Origin of the sequence: Mesorhizobium sp. M2A.F.Ca.ET.042.01.1.1 (assembly GCF_003997405.1) — a bacterium.
In the GTDB taxonomy this organism is placed as follows: Bacteria; Pseudomonadota; Alphaproteobacteria; order Rhizobiales; family Rhizobiaceae; genus Mesorhizobium.
Window position 1 is genome coordinate 1 of record NZ_RZRX01000059.1, and the last position, 12,372, is coordinate 12,372.

The 12,372-nt window shown below is 64.4% G+C and carries 13 protein-coding genes; 9 read left to right on the top strand and 4 right to left on the bottom strand.

The window, feature by feature from the left end; translation table 11 throughout:
• Positions 1-66 precede the first annotated feature (66 nt).
• The 3 genes from EOA23_RS11510 to EOA23_RS11520 form a co-directional block, all read right to left on the bottom strand.
• A complete protein-coding gene (locus EOA23_RS11510) occupies positions 67-729 on the bottom strand; it encodes a peroxiredoxin (protein WP_127304211.1) in 663 nt (220 codons plus the stop codon).
• Positions 730-914: 185 nt separating this feature from the next.
• Complete coding sequence (locus EOA23_RS11515) at positions 915-1,280, bottom strand: cell division protein ZapA (RefSeq protein ID WP_127304213.1); 366 nt, start codon at positions 1,278-1,280, stop codon at positions 915-917.
• 4 nt (positions 1,281-1,284) lie between these two features.
• Positions 1,285-1,557 (bottom strand): DUF4164 domain-containing protein, encoded by a 273-nt coding sequence (locus EOA23_RS11520; RefSeq protein ID WP_023763725.1) that lies wholly within the window; start codon positions 1,555-1,557, stop codon positions 1,285-1,287.
• Between the two features lie 262 nt (positions 1,558-1,819).
• Between EOA23_RS11520 and tkt the strand changes: the two genes are divergently transcribed.
• The 7 genes from tkt to EOA23_RS11555 all read left to right on the top strand — a co-directional run bounded on the left by tkt (position 1,820) and on the right by EOA23_RS11555 (position 11,205).
• Complete coding sequence (gene tkt, locus EOA23_RS11525; RefSeq protein ID WP_127304215.1) at positions 1,820-3,808, top strand: transketolase; 1,989 nt, start codon at positions 1,820-1,822, stop codon at positions 3,806-3,808.
• 155 nt (positions 3,809-3,963) lie between these two features.
• On the top strand, positions 3,964-4,974 hold the full coding sequence (gene gap / locus EOA23_RS11530) for a type I glyceraldehyde-3-phosphate dehydrogenase (protein ID WP_126064086.1): 1,011 nt from the start codon (positions 3,964-3,966) through the stop codon (positions 4,972-4,974).
• Positions 4,975-5,130: 156 nt separating this feature from the next.
• Positions 5,131-7,020, top strand: a complete 1,890-nt coding sequence (locus EOA23_RS11535; RefSeq protein ID WP_245474130.1) for a potassium/proton antiporter — start codon at positions 5,131-5,133, stop codon at positions 7,018-7,020.
• A gap of 160 nt (positions 7,021-7,180) precedes the next feature.
• Positions 7,181-8,377, top strand: a complete 1,197-nt coding sequence (locus EOA23_RS11540; RefSeq protein ID WP_127304217.1) for a phosphoglycerate kinase — start codon at positions 7,181-7,183, stop codon at positions 8,375-8,377.
• Between the two features lie 117 nt (positions 8,378-8,494).
• A complete protein-coding gene (locus EOA23_RS11545) occupies positions 8,495-9,520 on the top strand; it encodes a class I fructose-bisphosphate aldolase (protein WP_127304219.1) in 1,026 nt (341 codons plus the stop codon).
• Positions 9,521-9,673: 153 nt separating this feature from the next.
• Positions 9,674-10,414: a thioredoxin family protein gene (locus EOA23_RS11550; protein WP_127304221.1), complete on the top strand. Its 741-nt coding sequence runs from the start codon at positions 9,674-9,676 to the stop codon at positions 10,412-10,414.
• Between the two features lie 65 nt (positions 10,415-10,479).
• The gene (locus EOA23_RS11555; RefSeq protein WP_127304223.1) at positions 10,480-11,205 is read left to right on the top strand and encodes an SGNH/GDSL hydrolase family protein; all 726 of its coding nucleotides are present in this window, start codon (positions 10,480-10,482) and stop codon (positions 11,203-11,205) included.
• A gap of 15 nt (positions 11,206-11,220) precedes the next feature.
• Here EOA23_RS11555 and EOA23_RS11560 read toward each other — a convergent pair whose 3' ends face one another.
• Positions 11,221-11,382 (bottom strand): hypothetical protein, encoded by a 162-nt coding sequence (locus tag EOA23_RS11560; RefSeq protein WP_108702902.1) that lies wholly within the window; start codon positions 11,380-11,382, stop codon positions 11,221-11,223.
• Positions 11,383-11,586: 204 nt separating this feature from the next.
• Here EOA23_RS11560 and EOA23_RS11565 point away from each other — a divergent pair, with 204 nt between their 5' ends.
• Together EOA23_RS11565 and EOA23_RS11570 are read left to right on the top strand one after the other, a co-directional pair.
• Positions 11,587-11,751 (top strand): hypothetical protein, encoded by a 165-nt coding sequence (locus EOA23_RS11565; protein WP_116397974.1) that lies wholly within the window; start codon positions 11,587-11,589, stop codon positions 11,749-11,751.
• A gap of 206 nt (positions 11,752-11,957) precedes the next feature.
• On the top strand, positions 11,958-12,368 hold the full coding sequence (locus EOA23_RS11570) for a hypothetical protein (RefSeq protein ID WP_189341584.1): 411 nt from the start codon (positions 11,958-11,960) through the stop codon (positions 12,366-12,368).
• The last annotated feature ends 4 nt before the right edge of the window (positions 12,369-12,372 follow it).

Below are 12,372 nucleotides of genomic sequence, written 5' to 3' on the forward strand. Positions count from 1 at the left end.
TACTTAAAGTACGTAAGCACCGGAAGCGCAGGACGCCGCCATTTGCAGGCCGGGATCACCTGAATATCAGCCTGCCGAGGGCTGCTTGGTCTTCCTGAGATACGGCAGCACCGTTTCGTACGCCCCAAAGCGCTTGATCGCATCCTCGTTGGAGACGGCGGCGGTGATGATCACATCGTCGCCCTGCTTCCAGTTGGCCGGCGTCGCCACCTGGTGCTTGGCCGTCAGCTGGATGGAATCGATGGCGCGCAGGATCTCGTCGAAGTTGCGGCCCGTGGTCATCGGATAGGTCAGCACCAGCTTGATCTTCTTGTCCGGCCCGATGACATAGACCGAACGCACCGTGGCGTTGTCCGCCGGCGTGCGGCCTTCCGAGCTCTCGCCGGCGCCCGCCGGCAGCATTTCATAGAGCTTGGCGACGTGAAGGTCTTTGTCGCCGATCAGCGGATAGTGCACCGTATGGCCGGTAGCGGTCTTGATGTCGGCCTGCCACTTCTCGTGGCTCGACACCGGATCCACCGAGATGCCTATGATCTTGACGTTGCGCTTTTTGAACTCGCCCTCGAGGCCGGCCATGGTGCCGAGCTCGGTCGTGCAGACCGGCGTGAAATTCTTTGGATGGCTGAACAGCACCGCCCAGCCGTCGCCGATCCAGTCGTGGAACTTGATGGTGCCCTGCGTGGTCTCGGCCGTGAAATCCGGCGCGACATCGTTGATACGAAGACTCATGACGCTCTCCCAACCCTTTTTTGTGAAGCAGTGGCCGGCGTCGGCCGGCGCGGGTGCTAAGCTAGCACCATCGCGGCAACGGTCAAACGCCGGCAGCCGCAACCGGGAGCGTTACGGCGCGAAATTTTTCCGCGACCGCCGGCAATCCGCGGCAGGATATTCCGCTCGTGAAGATGGAGAGCCGCTCAGGCCTTCTTCACCGCGAGCGTCATCGCAAGATCTTCCATGCGCTGCGCAAGCGCGCCGAGCGCGGTTGTCAGTACGCTGTCGCTCTTGTCGGCCTTGGTCAGCGCCTCATCGCGCGTCTTGCGCAAGGTCAGCACTTCGCTCTCCATGCCCTTGACACGCTTGGTGAGCTCCGAGAGTTCGTCCATCACCATGATGCCGGCCATGACAGTAAGCCGCTGGTCGCCGATTTCGCCGAAGGAATCCTTCAGATGCGAGACATAGCGGTCGAAGCGCTCGGCAAGGTCGATCAGGTGCTCTTCCTGGCCCTCGTCGCAGGCCATGCGATACTGCTTGCCGTCGATGGAAACCGTGACCTGTGCCATTGCCCTACCTGTCCAGAACCGCGCGGATGGTTTCCATGGCGGTCACCAGCCGCCGCGACACTTCCTTGTTGGCATCTTCAAGCCGCTCGGCGCGCGCTTCGGAATTGTCGAGCTCCTGCGCCAGGCGCGAACGGTCGGCGTTCATGCGCTGCACCTCTGCCTCGGCTTCCGAATAATCACGCTCGTGCTCGAGCTTCGCTGCCACGGCGTTTTCCAGCCCTTCCATGGCCTTGCCCAGCCTGGCGATGACTTCCTTGAGGGTCGTTTCCCCGGTCATGGCCTTCGTCCTATGCCCTGCCCATCACCGAATCGCGCGCATTCAGAACGCGTTACCTCGGAAAGATTAGGCGCCGGGTGAAGGGCGCGTCAACAAAGCTCTCGCGACTGTCCCCCGCTATCGCTAATGTAAGGCGCTCGATGCCATCACAAGCCCGGCAAAATCCATCCCGATTTGTTGACTAAAAGGCCGCGCCTGCTATGTGTCGCGGCATCCTTTTCCAAGGGCTCTCCCCAGGCTCCAACCCACTTCCGGAGGAAGCATGACGTCGCGTGAACAACATGATCGGATGGCCAACGCGATCCGTTTCCTTTCCATGGACGCCGTCGAGAAGGCGAACTCCGGCCACCCCGGCCTGCCGATGGGCTGCGCCGACATCGCCACCGTGCTGTTCAGCCGTTTCCTGAAATTCGACGCCAAGGCCCCGCACTGGGCCGACCGCGACCGCTTCATCCTGTCGGCCGGCCACGGCTCGATGCTGCTCTATTCGCTCCTCTACCTCACCGGCTACGAGGACATGACGATCGACCAGATCAAGAACTTCCGCCAGCTCGGCTCCAAGACCGCCGGCCATCCCGAATACGGCCATGCCGCCGGCATCGAGACCACCACCGGTCCGCTCGGCCAGGGCCTTGCCAATTCGGTCGGCTTCGCGCTCGGCGAGCGCATCATGAACGCCGCCTTCGGCAACGACCTCGTCAACCATTACACCTATGTGCTGGCCGGCGACGGCTGCCTGATGGAAGGCGTCTCCCAGGAAGCCATCGCGCTGGCCGGCCATCTGAAGCTCAACAAGCTGATCGTCTTCTGGGACAACAACAACATCTCAATCGACGGCCCGGTCTCGCTGGCCGACAACACCGACCAGGTCGCCCGCTTCCAGGCCTCCGGCTGGAACGCCAGCCATATCGACGGCACCGATCCGGAAGCGATCGCCTATGCCATCGAGGCAGCGCGCCATTCCGACAAGCCGACGATGATCGCCTGCAAGACCACCATCGGCTTCGGCGCCCCGACCAAGGCCGGCACCAACAAGGCGCATGGCTCGCCGCTCGGCGCCGAGGAAATCGCCGGCGCGCGCAAATTCTTCAACTGGGAATCGCCGCCCTTCGAGATTCCGGCCGACATCCTCGATGCATGGCGCGCCGTCGGCGCCGGCGGCGCCAAGGCCCGCGCCGACTGGGAAGGCCGCCTCGCCAAGGCCGAGCCGGCGCTGAAAGCCGAGTTCGAGCGCCGGATCGCCGGCAAGCTGCCGTCCGACTTCGACGCCGTCATCGCCGACTACAAGAAGAAGCTCTCGGCCGACAAGCCGAAGGTCGCCACTCGCAAGTCCTCGGAGATGGCGCTGGAAGTCATCAACGGCGCGGTGCCGGAGACCATCGGCGGCTCGGCCGACCTCACCGGCTCAAACAACACCAAGACCAGCCAGACCAAGAACATCACGTCGGACGATTACGGCCAGCGCTATGTCCATTACGGCATCCGCGAGCACGGCATGGCGGCCGCGATCAACGGCCTCACGCTGCATGGCGGCCTCATCGCCTATGGCGGCACGTTCATGTGCTTCTCGGACTATGCCCGTCCTTCGATGCGCCTGGCCTCGCTGATGGGCATCCGTTCGATCTTCGTCATGACGCATGACTCGATCGGCCTCGGCGAGGACGGCCCGACCCACCAGCCGGTCGAGCATCTGGCGGCATTGCGCGCCATCCCGAACCACAATGTCTTCCGCCCGGCCGATGCGGTCGAGACCGCCGAATGCTGGCAGATCGCGCTCGAATCCGAAAAGACGCCGTCGACCCTGGCGCTGACCCGTCAGAACCTGCCGACCGTGCGCACCGAGCATTCGGCGAAGAACCTCTCCAGCCAGGGCGCCTATGAGCTCGCCGCGGCAAACGGCGAGGCGGTGGTGACGATCTTCGCCACCGGTTCCGAGGTCGAGATCGCGCTCGGCGCGCGCGACCTGCTCGAAAAGCACGGCCATCCGACCCGCGTCGTCTCGGTGCCCTGCTTCGAGCTGTTCGACCAGCAGAGCGACGATTACCGCAAGAAGACCATCGGCAACGCCAAGGTGAAGGTCGCGATCGAGGCCGGCATCCGCCAGGGCTGGGACCACCTGATCGGCACCGACGGCATCTTCGTCGGCATGCACGGTTTTGGCGCCTCCGGCTCGATCGAACAGCTCTATCCGCATTTCGGCATCACCGCCGAGGCCGCGGCGAAAGCGGTCGAGACTCGTCTGCACGGCTGACCGCCTGCGTCAATTCGCGGGGCCGCAAATAGGCGGCTCCGCCATACTGGACTAACCTAATCGATTTAAGTTCGACCTTCTGCGGCTGGATTCTTTGGCTCATGGCCGCTATGAAGCAGCGGACCCAATCGCCCCCAGTCCCTAGGGAGAAAACAATGACCGTCAGAGTTGCCATCAACGGATTTGGCCGCATCGGCCGCAACATCCTGCGCGCCATCCATGAATCCGGCCGCAAGGATATCGACGTGGTCGCCGTCAACGACCTCGGCCCGGTCGAGACCAACGCGCATCTGCTTCGCTACGACAGCGTGCATGGCCGCTTCCCGCATGAGGTGACCGTCGACGGCGACCAGATCTCGGTCGGCAAGGAGAAGTTCAAGGTCACCGCGATCAAGGATCCGACCCAGCTGCCGTGGAAGGAACTCGGCGTCGACATCGCGCTCGAATGCACGGGCATCTTCACCGCCCGTGACAAGGCCGCCGCGCACCTCGCCGCCGGCGCCAAGCGCGTCATCGTCTCGGCCCCGTCCGACGGCGCCGACCTCACCGTGGTCTACGGCATCAATCACGACAAGCTGAGCAAGGACCACATCGTCATCTCGAACGCGTCCTGCACCACCAACTGCCTGGCGCCGCTGGCGGCCGTGCTGCATGAGACCGTCGGCATCGAGAAGGGCATGATGACGACGATCCACTCCTACACCGGCGACCAGCCGACGCTGGACACCATGCACAAGGACCTCTACCGCGCCCGCGCCGCGGCGCTCTCGCAGATCCCGACCTCGACGGGCGCCGCCAAGGCGATCGGCCTCGTGCTGCCCGACCTCAAGGGCAAGCTCGACGGCATCTCGATCCGCGTGCCGACCCCGAACGTCTCGGTCGTCGACCTCAAGTTCATCGCCAAGCGCTCGACCACGCCGCAGGAGATCAACGAAGCGCTGATCGCCGCCTCCAAGGGCAAGCTGAAGGGCGTGCTCTCGGTCACCCATCACCCGAACGTCTCGATCGACTTCAACCACGATCCGCATTCCTCGATCGTGGCCCTCGACCAGACCAAGGTCATGGACGGAAACTTCGTCTCGGTGCTGTCCTGGTACGACAATGAATGGGGCTTCTCGAACCGCATGGGCGACACCGCCGTCGCCTTCGGCAAGACCATCGCCTGATCCAGGCTCGCTTCAGAGTTTTAAAACGCCCGGCTCGGCCGGGCGTTTTTATTGGCCGGCTGAGCCAAAAACCACGCTGTTGCCTTGCACTGGTCATGTCTTCGCCCCACTCTCCCTTAAATCGACAAATGAGAGGGACTTGAGGGGCACTGGCGGATGGAGCATGCGATCTATCTTGTGACGCTGGTCGGCACCGCGCTCATTGTTGCCGCCGCGTTTTCGAGCTTGATTGCCTTTCGCTTCGGCGCTCCTTTGCTGCTCCTCTTCCTCTGCATTGGGCTTGCCACCGGCGTCGACGGCCTCGGTATCGAATTCGACAATGCGCGGCTGGCTTATTTTGCCGGCTCACTGGCTTTGGCCATTATCCTCTTCGACTCCGGTTTCGGCACCCCGCTCAACGCGCTGAAGCAAGCGGCCGGGCCGGCACTGTCGCTGGCCACGATAGGCGTCATCCTGACCACCGGCATCTTTGCCGTCGCCGCTTCCTATTTTCTCAAGCTCAGCTGGCTGGAATCCTCCCTGCTCGGCGCCGCCGTCGCCTCGACCGACGCGGCCGCCGTGTTCTTCCTGCTGCGCGCCGGCGAGATCCATCTGCGCGAACGCGTGCGATCGACGCTCGAAGTGGAATCCGGCACCAACGACCCGATCGCCATCTTCCTCACCATCACCCTGGTCGAGATCATCGCCGCGCATGCAAACCCCGAGGCCAACGTGCTGGCCGCCAATCTCCTTCTTGGCTTTCTTGCCAATATGGGTCTCGGCGCCGTGATCGGCGTCCTCGGCGGCTTCGGCATCGTGCGTCTGGTCGAGCGGCTCAACCTGGATCACGGCCTGCTGCCGATCTTCGTGCTGACGCTGTCGCTGATGGTGTTTGCCGCCGCCGGCGCGATCGGCGGCTCAGGCTTCCTCGCCGTCTACCTTGCCGGGCTGATCGCCGGCAATTCCGACATCCGCGCCGTCACCATCCTGAGGCGCTTCCAGGACGGCATGTCGTGGCTGGCGCAGATCATCATGTTCCTGATCCTCGGCCTGTTCGCCACACCCTCGCAGTTCCCGGCGATCCTGGTGCCGGCGGTGCTGCTCGGCCTGTTCCTGATCTTCGTCGCGCGGCCTTTGGCCGTCTGGCTCTGCCTGATCCCCTTCCGCCTGCCGCGTCCCGAGGTCGCCTTCGTGTCCTGGGTCGGCCTGCGCGGCGCGGTCTCGATCCTGCTTGCCATCACGCCGCTGCTCGGCGGCCTCGAGCATGGCCGCCTGATCTTCAACGCCGCCTTCATCATCGTGCTCGTGTCGCTGGTGGTGCAGGGCTGGACGGTCGGGCCGCTGGCGCGCCGCCTCGGCCTGATCGTGCCGGCGCGTCTCGGGCCCCTGGACAAGGTCGAGCTCGAACTGCCGGGCTCGGCCCATCACGAACTGCTTGCCTATCGCGTCGCACCCGGCAGCCCGGTGGCGCGCGGCGAGCGCATCCCGCGCTGGGCAAGGCCTTCGCTGGTCCTGCGCGACGGCCGCTCGATGCGCTTCCAGGACATGGGCCGTCTCACCGCCGGCGACCAGGTCTATATCTTCGTGCCGGATCGCTATCCGCGCCTGCTCGACAAGCTGTTCGCCAGCCGCGCCGTGGTCGACCCCGAGGACGCCGACTTCTTCGGCGCCTTCGCCGTCGATCCGGCCCGCTCCGCGGCGGAGCTGGAAGCGGCCTATGGGCCCGGCCTTACCGAGGCCGAACAGAAGCTCACCGTCGCGGCGCTCGTTACCGAGCGGCTCGGCGGCCATGCCGAATATGCCGACCGCGTGATGATCGGGCCGATCGAGCTGATCGTGCGCGACGTCGACGAGAAGGGCCGGATCACCGGCCTCGGCCTGTCCTTCGAGCCGACGGCGCCGGTGGCGCGCGTGCCGGTGTTCATGAGTGCCGGCGAGATCGGCGACCGCATAACGGCGCTGATCCGCAACTGGCGCAGGCCGGTGGAAAAGCAGCCGGTCGAGGATGTGCCTATCGATCCCGTGGCGCCGGCACCGGGCGAGCAAAAGGCAACCGGCGAAGGCTGATGTCTCATGGCGACATCATTTTTGCGCGCGCGCTTTAACGCGGCTCTTGCATCGCTGCCGCTGCGGGGTAAGGTCCCCGCGTTTTCGCTAGAGCAATTCCATGAAAGATGTGGGCGACTTTCCGTCCGGAATTGCCTCAACGCACCAGGAAGGAACAACCATGGCCGGCTTCAAGACACTCGATGACATCGGCGCCGTCAGCGGCAAGCGCGTCCTGGTGCGCGTCGACCTCAACGTTCCCGTCGCCGACGGCAAGGTGACCGACGCCACCCGCATCGAGCGCATCGCGCCGACCATCGCCGAGCTCTCGAAGAAAGGCGCGAAGGTCATCCTGCTTGCACATTTCGGCCGCCCCAAGGACGGTCCGTCGGCCGAATTCTCGCTGGAGCCGATCGCCAGGGCCACGGCCGAGGTTCTCGGCCGCCCCGTCGGCTTCGCCGCTGACTGTATCGGCGATAAAGCCGCCGAAGGCGTTGCCGCCATGAAGGACGGCGACGTGCTGCTGCTCGAAAACACCCGCTTCTACAAGGCCGAGGAGAAGAATGACCCGGCCTTCACGGAAAAGCTCGCCGCCAATGGCGACATCTATGTCAACGACGCCTTCTCCGCCGCGCATCGCGCGCATGCGTCGACCGAAGGCCTGGCGCACCGGCTGCCGGCCTATGCCGGCCGCACCATGCAGGCCGAGCTCGACGCGCTGGAAAAAGGTCTCGGCAATCCGGTGCGCCCGGTGGTCGCCATCGTCGGCGGCGCCAAGGTCTCGACCAAGATCGACCTTTTGATGAACCTGGTGAAGAAGGTCGACGCGCTGGTGATCGGCGGCGGCATGGCCAACACCTTCCTGGCCGCGCGCGGCACCGATGTCGGCAAGTCGCTCTGCGAGCATGATCTCGCCGGCACCGCCAAGCAGATCATGATCGAGGCGGCGGAAGCCGGCTGCGCCATCATCCTGCCCGCCGACGGCGTGGTGGCCAAGGAATTCAAGGCGGGTGCCGCGAGCGAGACCGTTGCCATCGAGGCCGTGCCGGCCGACGGCATGATCCTCGATGTCGGCGCAAAGACGGTGCAGAGCGTTACCGACTGGATCGATCGCGCCGCGACCTTGGTGTGGAACGGCCCGCTCGGCGCCTTCGAGATCGAGCCCTTCGATCGCGCCACGGTGGCGGCGGCAAAGCACGCGGCGGCCCGCACCAAGGCAGGCAAGCTGGTGTCAGTCGCCGGCGGCGGCGACACGGTGGCCGCCCTCAACCATGCCGGCGTCGCGGACGACTTCACTTATGTCTCGACCGCCGGCGGCGCCTTCCTCGAATGGATGGAAGGCAAGCCGCTGCCCGGCGTCGAAGTGCTGAAGCGGTAAACAGACCGAGACAAGGCAAAGCCAGCGCGGCTTTCAATCGATTCGCGCTTTCCGGGGTCATTCCTTTGGCGATAATGTTCTGCTAGCGCGGAACAAACGCAGCGTAGGAGAGCACCCATGAGCGAACGTCTCGAAGATATCGCCACCGCGATGGCGAGCGGCGGCAAGGGCCTTTTGGCCGCCGATGAGAGTTCCGGCACAATCAAGAAGCGCTTCGACGTCATCGGCGTAGAATCGACCGCCGACAACCGGCGCGACTATCGCGAGATGATGTTCCGCTCCAAGGAGGCGATGTCCAAATACATTTCCGGCGTCATCCTCTATGACGAGACGATCCGCCAGAAGGCCGCCGACGGCACGCCGCTGGTCGATATCATCAAGGCGGCCGGCGCCATCCCGGGCATCAAGGTCGACGCCGGCGCCAAGCCTCTCGCCGGCTTTCCAGGCGATACCATCACCGAGGGCCTCGACGGCCTGCGCGAGCGGCTTGCCGACTACTACAAGCTCGGCGCCCGTTTCGCCAAATGGCGCGCCGTGATCGATATCGACACTGGCAAGGGCGTACCCTCGGCCAACTCGATCGCCTCGAACACCCATGCGCTGGCCCGCTATGCCGCGCTCTGCCAGGAGGCGGGTATCGTGCCGATCGTCGAGCCGGAAGTGCTGATGGACGGCGCGCATTCGATCGACACCTGCTACGACGTCACCAAGGCGACGCTGGTCAAGCTCTATGACGAGCTCTATGCGGCGCGTGTCGTCCTGGAAGGCTCGATCCTGAAGCCCAACATGGTCATCTCCGGCAAGAAGTCGGGCAGGACCGACAGCCCCGAGGAAATCGCCGAAAAGACGATCAGGCTGTTCCGCGAAGTGGTGCCGGCGGCGGTGCCGGGCATCGCCTTCCTCTCCGGCGGCCAGGACGACGAGGAAGCGACGGCCAACCTCAACGCCATCAACGCCATCGGCCCGCATCCGTGGAAACTGACCTTCTCCTATGGGCGCGCGCTGCAGGCCGCGCCGCAGAAGGCATGGAGCGGCAAGGCCTCGAACGTCGCCGCCGGCCAGGCCGCCTTCACCCACCGGGCCCATATGAACCATCTGGCGGCGCTCGGGAAATGGCAGCCGGCGCTTGAAAAAGCCGCCTGACGCCATCTCTTCCGATTCCAACAGAAGCCCGGGCCCACGGCCCGGGTTTTGTTTTTTGCGGGCCCCATTCCTACCGGAGCAGCGAAACAACGGCGACTGTGTCGGGTTGAGCCGATGTCGAACGTCCTTGGCAGGAGAGGACAGGAGATGGTCATGCAACGCAATGCCGTGGTTTCACGCGAGGACTGGTTCGAGGCTCATCGAAAGCACCTGGAACGCGAGAAGGAGCTGACACGCTTCCGCGACCTTGTCGCCGCCGAGCGGCGGCAGTTGCCCTGGTTCAAGCTGCGCAAGGATTATGTCTTCGAGAGCGAAGCGGGACCGAAGCGTCTTGGCGATCTCTTTGCCGGCAAGAGCCAGCTCATCGTCTATCATTTCATGATGACGCCGGGCTGCGATCACCGTTGCCAGGGCTGCTCGTTCCTCGCCGACCATATCGACGGCGCCAACCAGCATCTCAAGCACCACGACGTATCCCTGGTCGTCGTCTCGCGCGCGCCGCTGGCCGAGATCCTGCCTTACAAACGGCGCATGGGGTGGAAGTTCGACTGGGTATCGTCCTATGCGTCGGACTTCAACTTCGACCTGCAGGTCTCCTTCACCGACAAGCAGATCGCGGCCGGCGACACCACCTACAATTTCGAGAAACGACCGCTACGGTCGAAAGACCTGCCCGGCACCAGCGTCTTCTACCGCGATGGCAATGGCGACATCTTCCTCACCTTCCTGTCGCGCGCCCGCGGCGGCGACGCGCTGATCGGCGCCTATCATTATCTCGACATGACGCCGAAAGGCCGCGGCGAGACCGGCCCCTATCACAACCTGATGGACTGGGTGCGCCTCCACGACGAATACCAGGACAAGGACGAGGACCGGCCGGACTGCTGCGCGTGACGCCGCTCGTTCACCTCGGCGCAAACATGCGCTAATGGCTTGCGGGTCACGCCAATGGAACCGCCATGCAGCGCCTGCTTGCCCTCCTCACCTGGCTCGCTTTCCCGGTCTATGTCTGGCAGGGCCTCGGCGTGCGCCGCCGCACTTCGCGCATGCTGCCCGCGCGAGGTCCGGTCCTGCACGAAATACCGGGCAAGGCGCCGCCGGTCGCGCTGCTGGTCCTGGGTGATTCCTCGGCCGCATCGGTCGGCGTCGAGCAATCCGAACACGGGCTTGCGGCGCGGCTTGCGGGTCTGATCGCCGAGCGGACAGGCCGAGCCGCGCGCTGGCGCGCCGCCGGCTTCAATTCGGCGACATCCGGCCAGATCCGCGACCATGTTCTGCCCAATTTGTCGGCCGACCCATGGACGCATATCGTGCTCGCCATCGGTACCAACGACACCAAGAACTTCCATTCCGTGCCGCGCTTCAAGAAGGAGTTCGGCGGCCTGCTCTACGCGTTGCGCGCCAAATGGCCGGAAGCGCGCGTGGTTTGGTCGCCGGTGCTGGAGTTCACCCGCGCGCCGGCAATGCCGCCTTTGCTGGGCCGGATCCTCGAGATCCGCGCCACGGAAATGAACCGCATGGGCGTGCGGCTCTGCAATGAGCGCGGCGCCGTGCCCGCCTCGCGCCTGCCGATCACCAACCCCGAGGCCGGCTTCGCGTCCGACGGCTTCCACGCCTCCGAGGCAGGTTATCGCGCCTGGGCCGAGCATCTGCTGGATTTCGTGCTGGGCGACGAGGCGGCTTGAACGAGTCGGCCGCGTTTAAGCCCAATGACCCAAGACAGCGGCAAGCGAGATGGCCGCCATCGCAAGCAGCGCCAGCTTCCAGAAATCGCCGCGCCGCTTCAGCCCCGGCCAGCCCAGCGGCTTGATGACCTGGATCAGCATGATGCCGCAGATGACTAGGGCGAGCAGTTTCGTCATGCCGCCTTTGACCAGCAACGATGGCGGCTGTCAAAGCTGTTCTTGAGACCCCATCGGGCCGAGCACCTCCTGACAGCAATCGGGTTCATCCAGCCCTGCGGGGGGCACCGTGCCGCCTTCTTCCCCACCCTGCCAACCTCCTGACAGACTGCTGTCAGGAGGGGTGTGAGATACTCTTCTCATCGAAAAGAGAGGAGTGAGGTCATGAACGGTTTTACCATCCTGCGCAGCGTGCAGCACTATGTCGGCCGGATCCGCACCGTGCGCAACGAGATCCGCACCCAGCGTTTCCTGAACACCTTGCCGGCGGACATCCGCAAGGACATTGGCTGGCCGGACCTTTACACGGGCCGCGTGCGCGAAAACTGAAATTTTGCCACCGCGACTTGGATTGTGGCGACACCGCGCCCAGATGTATTGGCGGCCAGTGATGTTGAGTACAGGGAAGAAGCCTTTGTTTGCCGGTAGCTTGCCGCAGCCTCCTGACAGTATGTTGTCAGGAGGAATGCGGTATTTGAGGCGGCTTCGATCCTGACAACAACGAACATGATCCGACGATCCGGAGTAATCCGCGTATGGTGAAAAGCTGGAACGACAGGCTGAACACGCCAGGCATCAACGGCATCAAACCGTCGCCGCGCACGGTCGGCGATGTCGTCGAAGGCCAGTCGATGCTGGTGCCCACCGCGCGCCAGGTCGACGACTTCATCCGCTCGATCCCGGAAGGAGTGGAGATGGATGTTCGGGCGCTGCGCACCGCTCTGGCGATCGAGCACGGCGCCGAAGTGACATGCCCGGTGACGATCGGCTATCATCTTCGCACCGTTGCCGAGGCTGCTCATGAGGACCTTGAGCGCGGCATGGCGCTGAGCGACGTCGCGCCGTTCTGGCGTGTTCTGGATACCGAGACGCCGACCACGGGCCGATTGTCCTTCGGTGCGAAATTCGTCGCCGCGCAGCGCAAGCGCGAAGGGCTGAAGCCATAACCCC